Raw genomic sequence first — 19,439 nt, 5'->3', positions numbered from 1 at the left:
CGGTTGGTCATTTCCATTGCCAAGAAATATACCAACCGTGGCCTGCAGTTCCTGGACCTGATCCAGGAGGGCAACATCGGCCTGATGAAGGCGGTCGATAAGTTCGAATACCGCCGCGGCTACAAGTTCAGCACCTATGCGACTTGGTGGATCCGCCAGGCGATCACCCGCTCCATCGCCGACCAGGCGCGGACCATCCGCATCCCGGTCCACATGATCGAGACGATCAACAAGCTGGTCCGCACCAGCCGGCAGATGCTGCACGAGATCGGCCGCGAGCCGACGCCGGAAGAACTGGCCGAGAAGCTGGCCATGCCGCTGGAAAAGGTCCGCAAGGTCCTGAAGATCGCCAAGGAGCCGATCAGCCTCGAAACCCCCATCGGCGACGAGGAAGACAGCCACCTGGGCGACTTCATCGAGGACAAGAACGCCATCCTGCCGATCGACGCGGCCATCCAGTCGAACCTGCGCGAGACCACCACCCGCGTGCTGGCCTCGTTGACGCCGCGCGAAGAGCGCGTGCTGCGCATGCGCTTCGGCATCGGCATGAACACCGATCACACCCTGGAAGAGGTCGGCCAGCAGTTCAGCGTCACCCGCGAACGCATCCGCCAGATCGAGGCCAAGGCGCTGCGCAAGCTGAAGCACCCGAGCCGCTCGCGGAAGCTGCGCAGCTTCCTCGACAGCTAAGCCTCACGGACCCCGCCCGGGAACAGCCTGGCGGGGTTCTTGTTGTCCGCACGCCATGTCCCGCCTGCTGATCGCCGCCGGCATCGCCCTCCTGCTCGCCGGCCTCGCCTGGCCGCTCCTGTCGCGCCTGGGGCTCGGACGCCTGCCGGGCGACATCGTCGTGCGCCGCGGGGGCTTCGTCTTCTACTTCCCGCTGATGACCGGCCTGATCGTCAGCGCCGCGGTCAGCCTGCTCCTGTGGCTGCTTCGCCGGTAGACGGCCCGCCGTTCAATGTCCCCAGCCGCGGGCGATCTGGAAGAGGGTGAGCGCGATCTCGGCGACGATCAGGATGACGATGGCCGCCTCCAGGCGCAGGGACCGTTCGGTGTCGATCAGGTCGGTCATCAGCCGGGCGGTCTGGCCGATCAGCCCGAGCTTGCGGTTCAGCACCTCGGCGCGCTCGTCCAGTTCGTACTCGGTCTCCAACCGGGCGTAGAGGCGCTCCAGGTCGGGGCGGTCCCACAACAGGTCCGGCTTCTCGCCCACGGCCACGCGCCCGCTGACGCGGTGCTCCACCAGCAGGGCCGAGCCGATCATGCGGATCATGGCCCGCCTGCCGCCCGGCGCCTGTCCGCGCGTCGCGAGATGGAGCGACCAGGGCTCGAGCGCGTCGAACACGCCGGAGACCTGACGTTCGTCGTGCGCCAGGGCGGCGCTCTTGGCCAGGACGTCGGCCACGATCAGCAGCCGCGCCGGCGAGCGGTCGGCGATGCACACCACCCCGTCCGGGTCGATCCGCTCCTCCCGCCCGTCCCACGGCGCGAGCCGCACCGCCTCCTCCTCGCGCACCGGGAAGGGCCCGATCACCCGCGGCGCGATGCCGCGAAGCACCTCGTCCTCGGCCAGCGGATCGAGCCCGATCAGCACCACCGCGCCATAACGGAAGACCACGGCCACGCCCTGCTCGCCGACGCGGAAAGCGAGCGGCATGGTCGAGAGCGCGTCGCGCCGCTCCAGGCCGGCGGTGTCGATGCGCTCGCCCAGCAGCACGGCGCGCACCGTGAGCGGCGCAAAGTCGGCCTCGCCTTCGGTCGCGGTCTCGACCATGCCGCAGGGGAGCACAGGCCGCCGCGCGCGGCCAGCGCCAGCCGCAGTTATCCCCCCTTCGTCTCATCCCGACTTCGCCCGCGGGTGAAGACCGGGATCCATGAATGTCAAAAGCTCAGCCTGCGCCGCGGCGCCGCCAAAGCCTGCGCGCAGCGCGGTCTCCACCGAGCGGCGGCCGCTTCGCGCCAGTAGGGGGCTCAAGATCGTGCGAACGTCGCCAGGCGCCGCTTCGAAGCGAGCTCGCAAATGCGGGATGCGAACTCCGCCGCCAGGAAGAAAGTCAGCACCACCACGAGGTAGCGGTAGCGTTGGACGGGCTGCACAAGGGCGTAAGGGAGAGAGGGTATTATGAGCGTGCAGGCGACGTACAACCGAGGCCCGAGCGGCGCGCGGACGAGCCCCCACACCAGCGCCCCCAACGCCGCCAGCGCGGTCGTCCAGGTAAGGATCAGGCGCGGCACAACCATCGGCGTCTGGTCATTGTAGATGCGCCACCACCACTTCGGGGGGAGCCAGAATTCAAGGAGGTGCCGGGCGGCGATGCGAACCACATCGCCGGGATGCGCCCGCTCCCACGCCGTGGTCTCTGCTCGGAGCCGATCCATGTAGGCGAGCTCGCCCACCCGAGCCAACTCGTCTCGCGCGGCTGAAACCGGCTCACCCGAATAGGGATGTATTGCACGTAGCCGATGGACATAGACGGCCCGCGGATCGCTCGGCGACACCGCGTCCGGATGGAACGCGATGGCGTGTTCGAGCGGGAAATTGCTACGGGTCAGGATCGGACGGCCGAACGCTCGCTCATTGCGGATCGCCCACGGCGCGATGAACACCGCCAAGCCCACCGCCATGACGAAGCCCACACCGACCCAATGGCGCACCGCCACCCTTTTCAGCGTCAGTATGCCCAGCGCTGCATAAGCGCCCAACGCTGCGGGGGGGTTCACCAGAGCGAGAAGGCCGCCAAGGACGGCTGGCGCCACGTAGTCGCGCGCGTACAGGCAGGGGCGCGCATCAAGCCGCAACACAAGCAGCAGATTGCAGGCCAACAGCGCGACGGCCAGTGCGCCTTCCCATATGCGCAGGCTTTGCACCTCGAACTTGAAGTGCAAGGGCAGGATCAAGGCCGCCGCGAGCGCGATCAGCCGCCATTCGATCGCGAGCCCCAACCGCCGGAACGCGGCATAGAACGCGATCAGAGCCGTACCAAAGAAGGTCAACGCCAAGGCCAACAGCAATATTTCGGAGGTCAGCGTGCCCACGCCGAAGATGCGATAGATAAAGCCGCCGATTATCGGCATCACGGGACCGACGTGCGCGGTCGGTCCCTGCCCCACGAAATACGCGTCTCCCAGCACGCCGGTTTTGGCGAACGATACGGCGACCTGCTGCATCTCGCAGACGAATGGTTTCAGGCGCCCCTGCTGACTCAACCAGGCGATGCGCTCCACGAGGCCCACCAGCAGCAGAGAGATGATCGCGGCCCGTTCGTGACGTTCAAGGAAGCCGCGCACGCGCAGGCCCGTCGCGGCAGGGGCCTCGGCTTCGCCGCTCATTCGATCGTCCACCCGCTCTCCCCCGATACCGATCAGCCGATAGCCTCCATCGCTTTGTTGGACACCAATGCGTTGTGGCGCAAGAGAGACGCGAGCCCACTAAGGCTGTCTACGGAGGCGCCATGCTGGGCGCCGAATAGACGCTCGCGCCGTCCGTCCGCCGGTCGGTGGGGCGCCACCGGCGGCGCCTGACGGGACGAAACATATCCTGTCGCCAGCCGTTACCGCCCAACGCCAATGGAATGTCAGCCGCAATGGCGACGCCTTTGCCATGGGCAGGAGAACACCATGTTTCGTAAAGTCACCCTCGCTTCGCTCCTCGTCTCGAGCGCCGTGACGCTCGCCATCGCGACGCCCGCATCCGCGGCCAGCAAGTCGGACCGCGCGCGCGAAGCCATCGCCGCCGCCGAGGCCAAGCTGCAGACCGCCGAGTCCCTGGGCGCCGCCACCGATGCGCCGCGCGACACGGCCGATGCGCGCGCGGCGCTCGCCATCGCCAAGGAAGATTTCAAGACTGGCGATCGGGAGCCGGCGATCCGTGAGGCGATCCGGGCTTCGGCGCTTGCCGACACCGCGATCGGCATAGCTCAGCACCGCAAGAACGACGCCGTCGCCTCGGCGCGTGACGCCCAGCAGGCGACGGTCGAAGCGGCCCGCGATCAGGTCGCCGCTGCGCACGATCAGGCCGCCGGGGCCCAGGACCAGGCGCTCGCCGCCCAGCAACAGGCCGACACCGCCAAGCAGCAGGCGGCGGACGCCAACGCGCGCGCCGAATCCGCTCAGCAATCCGCGGCAGCTTCCGCGGCTGACGCGGCGGCCGCCCGCAGCGCCGCGATGCTGGCCGCCCAGACGCCGCCCCCCGCGCCTCAGGTCGAGACCACAGTCACGACCCGGCATCCGGCTAGCAGCCATCACACCACGCGCACCAAGGTGACGCGTCGGACGACGACCACAACAACCGGTTCTGCGGCCGCGCCCTCGGATCAGGTCACGACGACGACCAAGGTGACCCCGCAGTAGGCCGGCAGGCGGCTTCGGCCTTCGACCGGTTGTTGACGTTCCGCTCTACCTCCCCCGCGCAGCGGCGGGAGGTAGTGTGCGAATTCCACCCTGTCTTGGTTGCCGGAGTCCGCATCGTAGCGGCCGGCGACGCGTCCGCTTTCAGCCTGCTTGGGCGCCGGAAGCGGGAGTTGGCTCGCCGGCGGCTTCCGGACGTTCGCGCGGGCGTGGCGTGTCGGCCCCCATGCCCGTTCCTTCGTCAGGCGAGCATCGGCGCCATGCCCGGCTCGGCCTTGGCCATCGCCTGCTGATAGGCCGGCCGCGCGCCGATCCGCTGGAGATAGGCCTTCAGGTTCGGATGGCCGTCGAGAGAGGTGCCGCGGAACGCCCGGCTGGTCGTGAGGCAGTAGACCATCATGATGTCGGCGGTCGTCAGGTTCCGCCCGCCGAAGAACGGGGCCTCACCCAAACGCGCCTCGACCATCGCCCAGCCGCGCCGGCTGCGGTCGCCCACGAACACCGCGGCCGGGTTGTCCTTGCCGCCGCCGCTCAGCACCAGCTGCATCATCAGCGTGGTCATGAACGTGCCGTTGGACCAGTGGAACCAGAACAGGTGGTCGGCGAAGTCAGGATCGTCCGGCCCAGGCGCTAGCCGCCCGCCGCCGTAGCGGCCGCAGATGTAGTCGCAGATCGCCCCGCTCTCGCCCAGCACCAGCTCGCCCCCCTTCACGGAGGAATCCGTGATCACCGGGGCGATCCCCATCGGGTGCAACGCCTTGTACTCGTCCGGCGCCAGGCGGTTGTCCGCCCGCCGCTCGTAGCGCTTGAACTCGTAGTCGAGCCCCAGTTCCTCGCAAAGCCACACAATCCGCTCGGATTGCGAAATCCCAAGGTGATGAACCGTCAGCATGGCTGTCCCTCTGCAGTGTAATTTGCCGAAGCTAAGCCACCCTCGCGGCCGCCGATACCCGGCGCGGCGGCGCAGGGCCATGACGCCCGCGATTGCTGCCGTCTGCCTGGCGCCAAGAGCCGATGTTGGCGCCCAGCCTAAGAGTGGACGCTGCCCAGCGACTATCCTGAACGCTCGCAGACCCTCACATCTCGATCCAGAGATGATCGACCGCGAGCGGCACCAAATCGTTTGCACGGGGATGCTGCGATCCGAGCACCGCTAGCCGCTTGCCCAGGTCATGTCGCTGCAGCTGGATCATATCGGCCGACGACCAGTCGGGCAGTGTGGCGATCAGGTCTAGAATCCACTGGCTGATGCGTTGCCGCCAAGCCTCAATGCCATCTGTCTGTACATAGGCGATCATGCCGGCGTTCCGGTGGGCGGCGCCGTGGGCGCCCGCCTTGAAGCGTTGGACGCCGCCACGCGACCCGTGGCGGCTGTGCAGGTATTCGCGCTCGTCACGGCTTGGGCCTGTTGGCGTCGGCATTCGTTTGCACTCGATCGGGAAGAGCGCTCCATCGATCCAGACGCGTACGCCACTGGGCGCGGCAATGAGATCGATCGCCCGGCCCTTCTTCGTTTCGTCGGGTTCCTCGACGCGAAACTGGAGGTAATCCCAGCCCCGGGAATGGCGCGTAGCGCTGTTCAGGAAGCCGCAGAGTTGAGACGTCAGCTCAGTCTCCGCCGTCGCCGGCGGCCGGCTCGGATCGTCGCGCCACACGGGCAACGCTTCAGCGATAAACTCGACCAACGAGGCGCGCCATGCCTCGGCAAGCCGAAGCTCCGGAGCAAGTCGTCCTGTCGCGCGCAGGAGGCGCGGATCGTCGGCCAGCATCAGGCGTCCTGCGCCCGAAGGTCGGCTAGGATGTCGTCGGCGTCGCGGAGTGCGATGGAACGGGTCCAAAAACGTAGCCGGTCGGGTTTCAGGAGGAAGATGAAACGGCCTTCGTAGAGCCTGGCGACACGGGTCATTTCCACTCCCGAGCCGCGGACCTCGCCTAGGAGAACGTCGAGTTTTCCCCGAAGCGCGTCGGCACCGGTCCAATCCACCTCTCCATCGCCGATGACGAAGGCCCGACAGACCGCCCCTGGCCACCTGTAGGCAGGGAGGGCCCTTAGAGGCGGGTTGCGGTAAACCGTCCGAAGCTGGGCGATGAGCGAGGCATCGAACGCATCCAGTTCCGCGGCGGTCGGAACCGCCATCAGCTTCGATTTCGCCCCTAGTCGAATGTAGTCTCGCTGGAACTGCACGATGTCCTCAACAACGATTTGCTCGTTGTCGCTGAGGTCCAAGCCAGCCTCCGGCGTGTAGGGCAGTCCCAAGATGTCGTCAGCAAGGATCGCAGTGGCCCGCTGATTGAAAAGCCTCGGGCTGGTGCTGGCGACATAGGCGCGTAGCGCCACGCCTTCACGATCCAACCACGCATCGACCGCCCGCAGAGCGGGCGCGTCCGCCCGAGGAGCAGAAATCCCGAGGATTTCATGCTTGTAGGCGAGGAAGTCCTTCTCCCAGAGCGCGTGGTGCAGGTCCTCGTGCTCCTTCACTAGAAGCAAAGGAGGCGTGAAGCGCGCAGCCGTGCGCGGTCGGATGATGGGACCCTCTGGCACCACGCTAATACCGGTGACGTCTAGGCCCTCAGACGACAGGGCTGCCGTTTCCAGCAAGGGCTTGCCCGTTAGGTGAGTGCTGTCTCCCGAGCTTCCCTGGCGACCCGCGATATAGCCTTCACCGACCTCCCAACGCCGGTCGCGAACGACGTCGCCGATCGTCGGCAACGTGCTCAGCCGCTCGACGAGCTTGAGCACCCGGGGGCCACCCATGAGGTTCGCTCGCCAGACATGCGGATTGTTCGTCGCGTCGCCGGCACTCAACCAATGTAGATCGTAGTAGTCGACGTCGAACCCCTGCTCGGCGGCCGCCCGACCGCTTCGGCGGAGGACCGCATGTAAGACGGGTTCGCCGGCGGGCTTTGAAGCCTCTGCGACAACCACGACGATCTTTGGGTCAGCTCCACCCTTCTTGAAGAGGCCGCGGACGGAGACGAAATCCAGGATTTCCCGCACACGCCAGGTCGAGAAGAAGTTGCGGCGGAAGGGGAGCGCGTGGTGATTGTAGAGAAAACCGGACGGCGCGATCATGCCGATCAGGCCATCTTCCGCCAGGAGGCTCATGGCCTCGTGGAGGAACAGATAAGCGAGTTGACGGTCCGCGAGCCGCCCGTGTTCGGCCACGTATGATGCGTGCGCACGCAGAGCGCCTGGCGTGGTCAAGGATGACGCGAACGGCGGATTGCCCACGACTGCCGCCACAGGGGCCCCGATCAGCCCCCTTGTCTTAGCCTCGAAGAAGCAGCTTTTGTGGAGGGTCACGCCCGCCAGAAGCGGGAACAGCTTCACGCTCGATCGGATTTCCTCTGGCTCAAGCGCGTCACAGAGCGCGAGGCACAGGCTGAACGCCGCCAGTTCGACGGCACCCTGTTCGAGGTCGACACCGTGCACACGCGAAAGCAGGGCGCGCAGTTCGTCGACCCCGGGTCGGGCCCAGCCGTGGCGGCTGCGCCAGTGCAGCACCAGGCGCTTGTAGGCCTCCACCAAGAACACGCCCGAGCCACAGGCCGGATCGAGGATCACGGCATCGCTCGCCATCATGGCGTCGATCCGATCCCAACTCAGGGCCTCATCGAGGATGAGCCGGACCAGTGCGGGAGGTGTGTAGACGGAGCTGGCCGCGTCTTTGACGAAGAGCTGATAGATGTTGCTGATCAGCTCGACGGGCAGATCCCGAAACGAGTAGAGACGCCAGAAGCTCAGTTGGCCGCTGGCATCCTCGTAGCCCTCCACCAGCCGCGCATAGCGGCCAAGCTGCTGGCTCGACGCCAGGAGTTCTTGCTGGCGCTCGTCGAGGGTGAAGACGTTGCCGTTGAACCGCTCTTCGAGCGCCTTCAGCAGCTTAACCAGGGCCGGCCCGTCGCGAAGCACCTCGAAGAAGTGCGCCGCGCCGGGAAGGAAAGTACCGAAGTAGTCTGGTTCAAACGCTTCGCGCTCTTCCAGATAGGCGATCAGCAAGGCGAGAATGAGCAGGCGCCGCCGTAAAGCAACGTCGAGGAGATTCTCGCGCGCGAGCGTGGCGTGGAGGTCGCGGACGGTATCCACAAGCTTGCGATGCGCCGAGCCGTTCGGTGAAAGCATCAGGCGGCAGGCAGCCGGATCGTCCCAAAGCGTGCCGTTGCGCAGCCTCCCTGCGTCCCACCACGCATCGTCGGCGGCAATGGCTGCGCCAATCTCTAGGGTGCAGATGGGGCGGCAGACGGGGATTCCCGACGGGCCGAGAAAATCAGGCTCGTGCGCACAACGGAAGAGATCCACGCGGCCCGGGCTTGCCCTGTAGAGCAGCGGCACGCCGCCCCAACTCCACAGGCGCTTGTGCAGGAGGGCGAAAGCCGCGTCGTCCGTCGCTCCGTCGGCGATAAAGATAAAGGCCTGCGCCACAGGCGCCCGACCATGGCGACCGGCTTCGAAGAACACCGAGTGCGCCCCATATTTCCGTGCACGCTCGACCGCTCCGACTACTTCGGGTGAATAGGTTTCGGCCGCGAACCCTTCGACGAGCACGAGGCCGTCGACTTCGCGCGGCTCCGCGCCCGCGCCGATCTCGAATAACCAGCCGGCATCCGTCACCAAAGAATCCGCGACGTCGAGCGTCACCGTGGCGTTCCCCGGCCCGCGGGGCGCGAGTGGCCAGCAGGCGGTTGCGCGGGTTTCATCGTTCTCGCTTCGCCTTGGAGAGCACGAATCCCTCCTTGAGGAGATCGGTCATGCTGATCCCCTGAGCGACGGCGTAGCCCTTGAATTCCTTCTTAAAGGCGGCACTGACCTTGAAGTTGAGGGTCTGGCCCTTCTCGGCGTCGCCTGCGCCTTCGGCGCCTCGAGCTGCCTTTGTCGCCATGGATGGCCCCCTCGAAGCAGTTCTCCCACCAGCGGTAATGAAAGCCAGAATAGCTGAATTCGGTCAATCCGTAATTCCGCATAGACAGAAAGCCAGAAGCGGAGTTTGGATGCGATCTTCTTGCCCACTGGTGTTTCCTTCTGGCGCGTCCAGCGCCGTGCCATGGTCGCAGGCAAGAGCGTGCGGGCTGGGTACGACAAAATCGGTGGTAGCCGGAAGGAGACCTCCCAAACGTTCGCAATGAGTCGAGGCTGTGTAAAAACTCGGGCGGCCAAAACGTCCGCGCAACATCCTGCCTGAGAGAGCTGCGCCCGGCGCGCATGGCCGCAAGGCTCAACCGGAAAGCGGCGCCCTTAAGGTAAGGCTTTGCGCGCTATTTTGGTTGGCGCGTGTTTTTACACAGCCTCAGTCAGAGGCGGCCCTCCGGCGCGTGGTCTCCGGGTCGGAAGCAGGGCGCGCCTGCACGGAAAACTTGACTTTCCACGGTTCCGATGTTCTTGTTTTGTTCATGTCATCGACCGCGGACATTGCGCGCGAGCAGGAGGAGGGTCTGGCCCTCCTCTTCCAGCGCGGGCTCGAGCTGGCGTTGAGGATCCAGGAAGACGCCATGGCCGCGGAGACCGCTGACGAGCGGGCGCGCCTCGGCGCGGCCTTCCACCGCATCGCCCGCGGCGTCCGCCAGACGGCCGCGCTGCGGACCAGGCTCGCCAATGACGCCCGGCGCTCCGACCGCGACGACCAGACCGAAGTCATCCGGCTGGACGAGCGCCGGATCGCCAGGCGCAAGGCCCAGGTGAAGGCCAGCGTCGAACGGCTGATCTGGAGCGAAGCCGAAAGCGAAGACGCCGCCGACACCCTCCTCGACGATCTCGAAACCCTGCTCGGCGAGGACGAGCTCTACGGCCGGCTCGCCGAGGGCGAGGTCGAAACCCACATCGCCCGCCTCCGCGAAGAGCTGGGGCTCTCGCAAATCGCTCATCCCGGCGAGGGCGCGGACAAAAGCAGCGCATCGACGCGCGAAGCCCCGGGCGATCCATCCGCGGCTCGGATGCCCGCCATGGCGGGGACGAGCGAGGGGAGGGAGCCGCCGCCGGCCGTTCCCGATCACCCCTTCCGATCCTCCGCCTGAGGCGCCTGTCGCCGACGGTCATGGGATTGTCCGCTGCGGTCATGGCTCCCGAGAGTCCAGCCGCTAGTCTCGCCCGCGATGAGGCGCGCCCTAACGCCAGCCGTAGTTGAAGCTGATCGAGATGCGATCGGCCTTGGCGCGGTTGGCCGGGACCTCATGACGCAGCCAGCTTTCCCACATCAGCACCGTGCCGGGCTCCGGCGCCAGGTAGACGAAGGCGCGCGCCTCTTCCGGCGCGTCGGCCAGCCGGGGCGGGGCGGCCATCATCAGCGGCAGGCGCGGGTCCTCCAGCTTCAGCGCGCTGGCGCCCGGCGGGGTCGCCACATAGACCGTCCCGGAGATGACGCTGTGCGGGTGGATGTGGCCGGAGTGGGCCGCGCCCGGCCTCAGGACATTGACCCACAGGCTGTCGAGCTTCAGTCGCCTGCCGCCCAGGTCGAAGGCGAGGTCCTTGGCGAAGGCGGCGGCATGGCGGCCGAGCCTGGTCTTCAGCTCGCCGAACACGCTGGCCCGGGTCGGCAGGTCGTCCAGCGAGGCGTAGGAGGTGTAGCCGCCGTAGCCGTTGGCCTTGCTCCAGGCGCGGCCGGCCGCGTCCTCCGCCGCCAGCATGCGGCAAGCGGCTTCCAATTCGGCCCTGAAATTTTCGAAACTTCGGTCCGTGCTAAGCGAGGCTTCATAGACCGGAGTCGCAAAGAGGAGACGCAGCGCCATGTTACGGCGCTAGTCGTGCGGCGCTGGATTGTCAAAGTTAGGGGCGGCTGGCGCTTCGTCCAAACGTCCGTTAGAAATTTTAGAACGTCGGCTCCGCCGGAATCGGGCGGGGGCATTGGGGAGCGAATAATGATCAGGACTGTGGTCGCGCTGGCCTTGGCCAGCGTGGTGATTGGCGGTCAGGCGCAGGCTGCGCCGGCCAAGGCGAAACCGGCGGCGGCGAAGGCCGCGAGCCCGGCCTACCGGGCGCCTCGTGGGCCCGACGGCAAGCATCCCGACCTGAACGGCGTCTGGCAGGTGATGAACAGCGCCAACTGGAACATCGAGCCGCACGCGGCGAGCGCGGCCTTGCAGATGCGGCCCGGTCCCGTGGTGCCGGTGCCGGCCAAGGAAGTCCTGGCCCTGGGCGCGGTGGGATCGGTTCCCGCGGGCCTCGGCGTCGTCGAGGGCGGCGCCATTCCCTACAACCCCGAAGCCCTGAAGCAGCGCGACGCCAACAAGGCCGACTGGATCCACAAGGACCCGGAGATCAAGTGCTACCTGCCCGGCGTGCCGCGCGCCAACTACATGGCGCTGCCGTTCCAGATCTTCCAATCCGAGAGCGCCACCCTGATCGCCTACGAGTATGCGGGCGCGGTGCGCAACGTCATGTTCAAGGACCCGGGCCCGGCGCCGGTCGACAGCTGGATGGGTCAGTCGGTCGGCCACTGGGAGGGCGACAGCCTGGTGGTGATCGTCACCGGCATGAACGACAGCACCTGGCTGGACCGGGCCGGCAACTTCCACTCCGCCGACATGAAGGTGGTGGAGCGCTGGACGCCGACCGGACCGGGAACGATGCGCTACGAGGCGGAGATCACCGATCCATCGACCTTCACGCGTCCCTGGAAAATGAGCATGAACCTCTACAAGCACGTCGGTGAAGACGCCCGCCTGCAGCAGTTCAAGTGCGTCGAGTTCGTCGAAGAATTGATGTACGGTCACCTGCGGAAAGAGCCGCTGAAGTGACCTTCCGGCCCGCCCGTCCTCCCGCGCAGTCGCCGCCGTCCTCTTGACGACGGCGGCGCGCCGGGAAGATGAAAAGAAAGCAGTATCCTCCGCTGGAGACGCCCAATGAATTTCCGTCGTTTCATTATCCCCACCTTGATTTCCGCTGGCCTCCTGGCGGCCGCTACGATCGGCGTGACGCAGGCTTCGGCCCACCACGCCTTCGCCGCCGAATTTGACGGCAAGTCCCCCGTGCTGCTGCGCGGCAAGGTGACCAAGGTCGAGTGGATCAACCCGCACGCCTGGGTGCATGTGAACGTCGTCGGCCCCGACGGCAAGGACACGGAATGGATGGTCGAGGGCGGCACGCCCAACACCCTGCTCCGCGCCGGCATCGACCGGAACTCGCTGAAGTCCGGCACCGAGATCGTGGTGCGCGGCTACCAGTCGAAGGACAAGGCCTGCACGCCGATCTGCAAGGCCAACGGCCGCGACGTGACCTTCCCCGACGGCCGCAAGCTGTTCATGGGCTCGTCCGGCACGGGCGCGCCGAAGGATGGCGCCGATCCTGGCGAAATGCCGAAGTAGAGCGGACGAATTCCGGAAGGGGGAGCCTCAGCGGCTCCCCTTTTCGTGGCGATCCGCCTGTTTCCGCCGCGTAACGTAAACGCGGATCATATAGGCTATGCCGCAGATCGGTTGAACGCCGGTCGCCGTGGCGCGGCTCTTTGGGACCCGGGGGAGACTTCTTGATCGGCGCATTCCTGACCTGGCTGGAGCACACGCTCGGCAAGGGGCCGTCGCCGGACGCCCAGTCCTGGAGCGAGGCGCTGCTGGGCTCGCTGAACTTCTGGGGCCTGCTGGAAGGCACCCACCTCATCGCCCTGATGCTGTTCGCCGGCACCATCTTGGTGGTCGACCTGCGGCTTATGGGCGTGACCTTCCGCAAGACCCGCGTCTCGGTGGTCAGCGACGCCATCCTGCCGCTGACGGTCTTCGGCTTCATCTTCGTGGTGGTCACCGGCCTGGGCTTGTTCTTCGCTAAGCCGTTGTTTTATTACCACAATATCTGGTTCCGGATGAAGATGGTCATGCTCGCCCTGGCGCTGATCAACATCCTGATCTTCCACAACCGCATCCAGCGCACCGAGGAGACGTGGGACGCCGACGAGAAGCCGCCGGCCAGCGCCAGGACGGCCGCGGCGATGTCGCTCACCGCCTGGCTGGTGGTGATCACCTTCGGGCGGCTGATCGCCTACGACTGGTTCGAGTGCGGCAAGCCGCAGCCGGCCTTCATCAACTGGGCCGAGGAGTGCAAGTCCTCCGAGAAGGGTGAAGTCAGTCTGGGGGGAAAGCGGCTGTGAGCATGAACCTCGAACAGTTCTTCCCCCACGCCCGGCCATGGGTCGAGAACCTCGCCAACGTCTTCCCCGGCAAGTACGTCAAGCCGCAGTTCGCCTGGTGGGAGGTGGGCCATGTCCTGTCGCTGATCGCGCTGGGCGGGACGACCATCCTGATGAACCTGCGCCTGCTGGGCGCGGGCCTGACCCAGGAGCCGCCCTCGGAGATCTACCGCAACCTGCGCTTCTGGCAGAACGTCGGCGTGATCGGCATCATCGTCACCGGCGTGCTGATCGGCTCGGCCAACGCCGAGCGGCTCTACGACAGCGCGGCCTTCATCGTGAAGATGCTGGCCCTGCTGGCCGGCGTCATCCTGACCTACGGCGTCAGCCGGCCGGTGGCCGCCGCCGACGGCGCCGTGGGCCTGCCGCCGAAGATCTGGTTCGCGCTCGGCGGGGCGATCTTCCTGCTGGGCCTTTGGGTGTTCTCCACCTCCGAGCTGATCAACCCGGGCGTCTTCCACGTCATCACCGCCGCAGGGCTGCTCGTGCTCTTCGTCACCCAGGGCCGCACGCGGCTGGTCTATCTGGCGGTGCTGACCGCGCTGATCGTGGCCCAGTTCGTGGGCACCCACATCCTCGTCAAGCCGGACGACTACGCGCACCTGACGCCGGTGAACAAGGCGTTCGCCGGCATCTTCTCGGCCTGGATCGTCGGGACGGCGCTGTTCCAGCTGTTCCGCGCCGGACGGGGGGAAGAGGGTGGGCCGCTCACCAAGATCATCGCCTACGCCACCATCCTGGTCTGGGTGATGGGCGCCGCGGCGGGCCGCTGGATCGCCTTCGCCTGAGGGCGCTTAGCGGCTCTGCAGGTCCAGCAGGGATTGCCACATCTGGTCGGCGATCTTGATCACGCCGACGTTGGCGCTGAAGGCCTGCTTCGCCTCGATCTGGGTGACCGCTTCGGAGGCGTAGTCGACGCTGCTGTCGGCCGCCATGCCGGCGACACGGCTCGCCGAAGCGTCGAGGCGCTGGGTGGCGGCCATCATGCCGTAGCGGGCGATGGAGATCGGGTCCATGCCGCCAACCTGCGCCCGCCGCGGTTAAGCCATCGCGAGGTTTCGTGGTGAACGACGGCTAAGCTTTGGCGGGCTTCTTCGCCTTTGGCGCCTTGGGTTTTCTCGCCTTCGGGGGCAGCGCCGCGGTGAGCAGGAACGCCGCCTGCAGCGCAGCCGACAACCGGCCTTCGTCGGCGACGATGTCGTCGGGCAGGACCAGATAGGCCTTCATCGGCCGTCCAGGCATGGGTTCCAGGACCTTGGCCCCGTAGTCGCGCTCCAGTGTCGCGCGCAGGTCCGGCGGCAGGCGGGCGAACATGGAGTCCTGGAAGACGCCCGCGAACATGACGCCGTTCACGAAGGCGCTGGGGAGCCCGAACACCTTGCGCGGCTCAACGCCCGGCTCGTCGGGCAGGCTCTCGGCGAACAGTTCGACCAACGCCTGCGGGGGTTTGCTCCAGGCCATGGCTTCAAGGCTCCCCTTGGTTGGAGGGCTGCGATTGACTGTCGGCGCCCGGAGGGCCTGTATTGAAGCCGCCTGAGATCGGGGGACAAGCTGGAGAAACGCTGATGAAGCCTTCGATCTTCATTGTTGCAGCCGCGCTCAGCCTGGCCGCCGGCGCCGCCTGCGCCCAGTCGCTGGCCGACAATCTGCCCAAGACCACGGTCATCTGCCTGGACGTCGCCGGCAGAAGCCTGCCGGCCACCTGCAAGACACCGGCGAGCCGGCTCGACGCGCGCGAGGATATTTGCCTGTGTCCCGCGGGCGGCGACCGTGTGACCATCGCCGTCTGTCCCGCCGGAATCCACGAGCCCGCCGAATCCGCCGCCATCGAGCAGGCCCGCAGGAAGGCCGTCAGTCACGGCAGCCTTGTGGGCGCCACCTACAAGGGCCAGCCGATCTGCCGCGCCCCGCGCAACGCGGTGAATCCCTGAGGCGGAATCCCTGGGGCGGAGTCCCTGGGGCCGCCCGCCGGCTACTTGCCGAGCGCGCCGTAGACCAGCTTCTGGAACACCGGCAGGGCGGCGCGTCCGCCCAGGCCGCGGCGCGCGGCGAGGTTGGCGACGGCCTCGGGTCCCAGGGGCATGGAGTCCTGGATCAGGTAGATCACCACCATGTCCTCGGCCGGGTCGGCCTGCCACCAGGTGCCGAAGGCGCCCGGCCAGCCGAACGCGCCCTTCGAGCCCGCGCCCATCCAGGCGTGCTGTTCGGCGTCGGCGATCACCGAGACCCCGAGCCCGAAGCCCTGGCTCAGCCAGAACGGCAGGCCCATGAACGGGATCTGCCGTTGCGCCTCGGTGAGCCGGTTCTTCGTCATCATCTCGACGGTCTCGGCCTTCACCAGCCGCACGCCGTCCACCTCGCCCTTGTTCAGCATCATGCGGGCGAACTTCAGGTAATCGTCGGCCGTGGAGATCAGGCCGCCGCCGCCGGCCTCGAACCCCGGCTGGCCGTTCTCATGCGGAAACGAGACGTCCTCCAGCTTTTCGGTGTCCGGGCTCATCCGGTAGAGCTTGGCCATCCGGCCGCGCTTCTCCGGTGGACACCAGAAGTCGGTGTCGGCCATTCCGAGGGGGCCGAAGATGCGGTCCTTCAGCACCTGGCCCAGCGGCTTGCCCTCGATCCGCGCGACCAGGAAGCCCAGCACCTCGGTCGCGTGGCTGTAGTGGAACCGCTCGCCCGGCGGATAGCTCAGCGGCAGCCCGCCCAGCGCCTTCAGCCATATGTCCGGGGTCAGCGGCGTGCCGAGCGGCGGGCCGAGCCGTTCCTCGTGCGCCTGGGCGATCGGCCCCATGGAGGTGAAGGCGTAGGCCAGCCCCGCCCGGTGGGTCATCAGGTCCTCGACGGTGATTTCGCGCGGCGCCGGATAGGTGTCCTCGATGGGCCCGGCGGCGTCCTTCAGCACCTGCATTCCGCCGAACTCGGGCAGCCACCTGGTGATCGGGTCCTCGAGCCTGAGCTTGCCTTCCTCCAGGAGCATCAGGGCGGCGATGGAGGTCACCGGCTTGGTCATCGAGGCGATGCGGAAAAGCGTGTCCCGGGTCATCGGCGCGCCGGCCTCGATGTCGCGCCGGCCGATGGTGTTGACCTGCACGACCTCGCCCTTGCGCCAGATCAGGGTCACGAGCCCGGAGAGGTCGCCGGCGTCCACCACCGCCTGCAGGGCCGTTGGGACCTGCGCCAGCTCCGCCTGCAGGAAACCGCCGTTCGCCTGATCGCCGTCCATGGTCCGCCGCTCCCTTGCCGCCTGTTATCGGCGTTCAGTCAGCCATAGCGCAGGGGACGGACGGCTGCGTCAAGCGGCGCTGAGCCAGCGGCCTATTGCCGGATCGGAGCTTCGTAGGTCGCCACCATCTCGCCGCTGGCCAGCGTGCGCCCCTTGAGGGCGTTCAGCAGCTCGTCGAGCGAAGTCTCCGGGCCCATGTCCAGGGTGTCGTCCAGGGCGAAGACCTGGAAGTAGTAGTGGTGCAGGCCATGGCCGGGCGGCGGCCTGGGTCCGAAATAGCCGTGGCCGTGCATGCCGTTGCGGCCCTGGATCGCGCCCTGCGGCGTTATCAGGCGCTCGGCGTTCGGCAGACCCTCCGGCAGACCGGTCGCCTCGCCCGGGATGTTCCAGATCATCCAATGGACGAAAGGCCGTTCCTGCGGCGCGTCCGGATCCTCGACGATCACCGCCCAGGTTTTGGCGTCGGGCACGGCCGTCCAGGACAGCGGCGGGGAGATGTTGTCGTAGTAGGCGGAATACCGGTCCTCGAGCCGTCCGTCCGGCCGCAGGGCGGTGCTGGCGACCACCACCCCCGTGTCGAGGATCGGATGGACCTTCATGATGCTGATGGCCTCGCCGGAGTGCTCCGGATGGTGCGGCGTCTCGCTCATGGCGCGTCTTCCGTTGGAGTGCGTGGGTACAACCTGACACCGACGCGATGGTTGCGGCGGCCAGCCCCTGGCGCGTTGAACCGGGCGGACTTCCTGCGTATTGGGAGGTCATGGCCGCAAATCGCCGGATCCCCCCCCTCCCAGGCCACTTCCTGGGCCTCGCGGCCACGCTCAGCCTCGCGGCGCTCGGCGCCTGCTCGCCCGGCGCGCCCAAGGGGGTCGACAAGGACCAGCTGGACGCCGCCGTCTCGCGGGCCATCGGCGACCCGGCCTCCTGCCTGCTGATCGCCGAGCGGGCCAGCGGCAAGCTGGTCTACCGCTACAACACCCACACCGCCTGCGGCCGGCCGCTGCCCGCCTGCGGCGGCGCAAACGACGGCGGCCTGCAGACCATCGACCAGCTTCTCAAGGCCACGGTGAAGGACGGCCAGGCCCGGATGCTGAGCTGTAGCTCGACGGCCGACGCCTCGCGCGGGGTCGGCTGGGCGGCGGGCCCGATCCCCGGCAAGGGCCTGGTCTACGCCGCCATGATGGAGGGCGACCGCGCCTTCCCCGGCCGGATGATGGCCGACCGCCTCTCGCGCGCCTTCAAGGACGCCGGTCTCTAGTGCTTTAAGGCGCCCCCCGGCGCGTGCTAACCGCCAGGACGCGGCATCGCTGCTGGGGCCTGTAGCTCAATGGTTAGAGCCGGCCGCTCATAACGGTCTGGTTGCAGGTTCGAGTCCTGCCAGGCCCACCAGCGACGCTTTTCAGCCGGTTTCGAGTTGTTTCGCAAAGTCCTCGTAACCCACTGAAAACGCGTAGATAAATAACATATTCTGGTGCAGGACATATCCCCGAGGCTCACCACCACCCAGGCAAATTGTTGGTATGCCAGGGGCTTGATACCAACAAATCTTGGCGCGATACCAACAGCATGCCGTTGACTGACGCCAAGCTGCGAACGCTCAAGCCGAGCTCCAAGCCATTCAAAGTCTCAGATTTTGAGGGCCTCTTTCTATTGGTTCAGCCTTCGGGGTCCCGCCTCTGGCGCATGGCCTACCGCTTTGCCGGCAAGCAGAACGTACTCGCGCTGGGCTCCTATCCGGACATGTCGCTCCGCGAGGCCCGCAAGGCGAAGGACGATGCCCGCGATCTGCTGAACGGCGGGCGGGACCCGGGGCATGAACGGAGGCTCGCGAAAGTTCGTGCCAAGGTCGTGGCTGGCCATACCTTCAGGAAGGTGGCGGAGGAGTGGTTCGAGGCCCGCGAAGACCAGTGGGTCAAAAGCTACTCAGAGAGACTGCGTGCGCGGCTGGACGCGGACCTGATGGCTCACCTGGGGCCGCGGCCGATTTCAGAGATCGAGCCGATCGAACTGTTGGCCTGCGTACGCCAGATCGAAGAGCGCGACGCGCCGGAAATGGCTCGCCGCGTCCTGCAGATGGCCAGTGCGATCTTTCGCTATGGTGTTGCAACCGGGCGCTGCCCCCGAGATCCCGCAGCTGATCTGCGAGGCGCCCTCAAGCCGGCCGGCCCCGCCAAGCGCCGCTCGGCGCTCAAGCCCAGTGAACTCGGGCCGTTCCTGCGGCAGCTGGCGAACTACGAGGGTGATGTCCAGACGAAGCTTGCGCTGGAGTTGGTGGTCCACACGTTCGTACGCACTTCCGAAGTGCGCTTTGCGCCTTGGCGCGAGTTTGAAGATCTGGCTGGTGAGCGGCCGCTTTGGCGCATTCCGGCGGAACGGATGAAGATGCGGCGCGATCACCTGGTGCCGCTGACCCCTCAGGTCCTCCGCATCCTCGACAAGCTTCGGGCGCTCGCGCCCAAGTCCGAGATGCTGTTTCCCGCCGAGACGCGAAGTGGGGTCATCTCAGAAAACACCATGATCTATGCGATGTACCGCATGGGCTATCATGGCCGCGCGACCGTTCACGGGTTCCGCTCGACGGCATCGACGATCTTGAACGAGCGGGAATTCAACCGCGACTGGGTCGAGCTGCAGCTTGCCCATTCCTCCGCCGATGTTCGCTCAATCTACAACGCCGCGGAATGGATCGCGGGGCGTCGGGAGATGATGATCTGGTGGTCAAGCCATTTGGATGAGGTCGCTGCAGCCGCGTGAGC

The 19,439-nt window shown here is 66.9% G+C and carries 22 protein-coding genes and 1 tRNA gene; 12 read left to right on the top strand and 11 right to left on the bottom strand.

Annotated features, from left to right (window positions below; genetic code table 11):
- Both rpoD and JWP28_RS16370 read left to right on the top strand, forming a co-directional pair.
- Window positions 1–690, top strand: a 690-nt coding sequence (rpoD, locus tag JWP28_RS16375) for an RNA polymerase sigma factor RpoD (protein ID WP_299544572.1), incomplete at its 5' end; no start/stop codon positions are given.
- A gap of 55 nt (window positions 691–745) precedes the next feature.
- Complete coding sequence (locus JWP28_RS16370) at window positions 746–946, top strand: DUF2905 domain-containing protein (protein WP_299544570.1); 201 nt, start codon at window positions 746–748, stop codon at window positions 944–946.
- Window positions 947–958: 12 nt separating this feature from the next.
- Here the strand turns inward: JWP28_RS16370 and JWP28_RS16365 are convergent, their stop codons facing one another.
- Both JWP28_RS16365 and JWP28_RS16360 read right to left on the bottom strand, forming a co-directional pair.
- Entirely contained in the window at window positions 959–1,777 is an 819-nt protein-coding gene (locus JWP28_RS16365; protein ID WP_299544569.1) for an RMD1 family protein, read from the bottom strand.
- A 197-nt stretch (window positions 1,778–1,974) separates the two neighbouring features.
- The gene (locus JWP28_RS16360) at window positions 1,975–3,333 is read right to left on the bottom strand and encodes a hypothetical protein (protein ID WP_299544567.1); all 1,359 of its coding nucleotides are present in this window, start codon (window positions 3,331–3,333) and stop codon (window positions 1,975–1,977) included.
- 237 nt (window positions 3,334–3,570) lie between these two features.
- Here JWP28_RS16360 and JWP28_RS16355 point away from each other — a divergent pair, with 237 nt between their 5' ends.
- Window positions 3,571–4,353 carry a hypothetical protein gene (locus tag JWP28_RS16355; protein WP_299544565.1) on the top strand — a complete coding sequence of 261 codons (783 nt, stop codon included), beginning with the start codon at window positions 3,571–3,573 and terminating at the stop codon, window positions 4,351–4,353.
- Window positions 4,354–4,591: 238 nt separating this feature from the next.
- Here JWP28_RS16355 and JWP28_RS16350 read toward each other — a convergent pair whose 3' ends face one another.
- The 4 genes from JWP28_RS16350 to JWP28_RS16335 all read right to left on the bottom strand — a co-directional run bounded on the left by JWP28_RS16350 (window position 4,592) and on the right by JWP28_RS16335 (window position 9,230).
- The gene (locus JWP28_RS16350; protein ID WP_299544563.1) at window positions 4,592–5,242 is read right to left on the bottom strand and encodes a glutathione S-transferase family protein; all 651 of its coding nucleotides are present in this window, start codon (window positions 5,240–5,242) and stop codon (window positions 4,592–4,594) included.
- 184 nt (window positions 5,243–5,426) lie between these two features.
- Complete coding sequence (locus JWP28_RS16345; RefSeq protein ID WP_299544562.1) at window positions 5,427–6,119, bottom strand: hypothetical protein; 693 nt, start codon at window positions 6,117–6,119, stop codon at window positions 5,427–5,429.
- A complete protein-coding gene (locus JWP28_RS16340) occupies window positions 6,119–8,989 on the bottom strand; it encodes an N-6 DNA methylase (protein WP_299544561.1) in 2,871 nt (956 codons plus the stop codon). The genes JWP28_RS16345 and JWP28_RS16340 overlap by 1 nt, the downstream gene beginning before the upstream one ends.
- A gap of 55 nt (window positions 8,990–9,044) precedes the next feature.
- The gene (locus JWP28_RS16335; protein ID WP_299544560.1) at window positions 9,045–9,230 is read right to left on the bottom strand and encodes a hypothetical protein; all 186 of its coding nucleotides are present in this window, start codon (window positions 9,228–9,230) and stop codon (window positions 9,045–9,047) included.
- A gap of 508 nt (window positions 9,231–9,738) precedes the next feature.
- Between JWP28_RS16335 and JWP28_RS16330 the strand changes: the two genes are divergently transcribed.
- The gene (locus JWP28_RS16330) at window positions 9,739–10,359 is read left to right on the top strand and encodes a hypothetical protein (RefSeq protein WP_299544559.1); all 621 of its coding nucleotides are present in this window, start codon (window positions 9,739–9,741) and stop codon (window positions 10,357–10,359) included.
- Between the two features lie 90 nt (window positions 10,360–10,449).
- Here the strand turns inward: JWP28_RS16330 and JWP28_RS16325 are convergent, their stop codons facing one another.
- The gene (locus tag JWP28_RS16325) at window positions 10,450–11,070 is read right to left on the bottom strand and encodes a TIGR02466 family protein (RefSeq protein ID WP_299544558.1); all 621 of its coding nucleotides are present in this window, start codon (window positions 11,068–11,070) and stop codon (window positions 10,450–10,452) included.
- A 129-nt stretch (window positions 11,071–11,199) separates the two neighbouring features.
- Here JWP28_RS16325 and JWP28_RS16320 point away from each other — a divergent pair, with 129 nt between their 5' ends.
- The 4 genes from JWP28_RS16320 to JWP28_RS16305 all read left to right on the top strand — a co-directional run bounded on the left by JWP28_RS16320 (window position 11,200) and on the right by JWP28_RS16305 (window position 14,248).
- A complete protein-coding gene (locus JWP28_RS16320; protein WP_299544557.1) occupies window positions 11,200–12,078 on the top strand; it encodes a hypothetical protein in 879 nt (292 codons plus the stop codon).
- A 105-nt stretch (window positions 12,079–12,183) separates the two neighbouring features.
- On the top strand, window positions 12,184–12,645 hold the full coding sequence (locus JWP28_RS16315) for a DUF6152 family protein (protein WP_299544556.1): 462 nt from the start codon (window positions 12,184–12,186) through the stop codon (window positions 12,643–12,645).
- A gap of 161 nt (window positions 12,646–12,806) precedes the next feature.
- A complete protein-coding gene (locus JWP28_RS16310) occupies window positions 12,807–13,421 on the top strand; it encodes a DUF6644 family protein (protein WP_299544555.1) in 615 nt (204 codons plus the stop codon).
- A gap of 2 nt (window positions 13,422–13,423) precedes the next feature.
- Window positions 13,424–14,248: a DUF6644 family protein gene (locus tag JWP28_RS16305; RefSeq protein WP_299544554.1), complete on the top strand. Its 825-nt coding sequence runs from the start codon at window positions 13,424–13,426 to the stop codon at window positions 14,246–14,248.
- Window positions 14,249–14,254: 6 nt separating this feature from the next.
- On the opposite strand, the gene JWP28_RS16300 is transcribed toward JWP28_RS16305, so the two are convergent.
- Both JWP28_RS16300 and JWP28_RS16295 read right to left on the bottom strand, forming a co-directional pair.
- Window positions 14,255–14,476 (bottom strand): flagellar basal body rod C-terminal domain-containing protein, encoded by a 222-nt coding sequence (locus JWP28_RS16300; protein WP_299544553.1) that lies wholly within the window; start codon window positions 14,474–14,476, stop codon window positions 14,255–14,257.
- Between the two features lie 58 nt (window positions 14,477–14,534).
- Window positions 14,535–14,921, bottom strand: coding sequence for a TfoX/Sxy family protein (locus JWP28_RS16295; protein ID WP_299544552.1), 387 nt, complete (start codon window positions 14,919–14,921; stop codon window positions 14,535–14,537).
- A gap of 104 nt (window positions 14,922–15,025) precedes the next feature.
- Here JWP28_RS16295 and JWP28_RS16290 point away from each other — a divergent pair, with 104 nt between their 5' ends.
- Complete coding sequence (locus JWP28_RS16290; protein WP_299544551.1) at window positions 15,026–15,391, top strand: hypothetical protein; 366 nt, start codon at window positions 15,026–15,028, stop codon at window positions 15,389–15,391.
- Window positions 15,392–15,432: 41 nt separating this feature from the next.
- Here the strand turns inward: JWP28_RS16290 and JWP28_RS16285 are convergent, their stop codons facing one another.
- Together JWP28_RS16285 and JWP28_RS16280 are read right to left on the bottom strand one after the other, a co-directional pair.
- Window positions 15,433–16,683 (bottom strand): serine hydrolase domain-containing protein, encoded by a 1,251-nt coding sequence (locus JWP28_RS16285; RefSeq protein ID WP_299544549.1) that lies wholly within the window; start codon window positions 16,681–16,683, stop codon window positions 15,433–15,435.
- 92 nt (window positions 16,684–16,775) lie between these two features.
- Window positions 16,776–17,333, bottom strand: coding sequence for a YbhB/YbcL family Raf kinase inhibitor-like protein (locus JWP28_RS16280; RefSeq protein WP_299544547.1), 558 nt, complete (start codon window positions 17,331–17,333; stop codon window positions 16,776–16,778).
- A gap of 110 nt (window positions 17,334–17,443) precedes the next feature.
- On the opposite strand from JWP28_RS16280, the gene JWP28_RS16275 reads away from it, so the two are divergent.
- The 3 genes from JWP28_RS16275 to JWP28_RS16265 all read left to right on the top strand — a co-directional run bounded on the left by JWP28_RS16275 (window position 17,444) and on the right by JWP28_RS16265 (window position 19,437).
- Entirely contained in the window at window positions 17,444–17,941 is a 498-nt protein-coding gene (locus tag JWP28_RS16275) for a hypothetical protein (protein WP_299544545.1), read from the top strand.
- A gap of 55 nt (window positions 17,942–17,996) precedes the next feature.
- Window positions 17,997–18,072 (top strand) — tRNA-Ile (locus JWP28_RS16270).
- Window positions 18,073–18,249: 177 nt separating this feature from the next.
- Window positions 18,250–19,437 (top strand): integrase arm-type DNA-binding domain-containing protein, encoded by a 1,188-nt coding sequence (locus JWP28_RS16265; protein WP_299544543.1) that lies wholly within the window; start codon window positions 18,250–18,252, stop codon window positions 19,435–19,437.
- Window positions 19,438–19,439 lie beyond the last annotated feature (2 nt).

Source organism: Phenylobacterium sp. (genome assembly GCF_028290885.1).
Classification (GTDB): domain Bacteria; phylum Pseudomonadota; class Alphaproteobacteria; order Caulobacterales; family Caulobacteraceae; genus Phenylobacterium.
The sequence above is the reverse complement of the archived record's forward strand: the minus strand, read 5'-3'. Positions and strand labels throughout refer to the sequence as shown.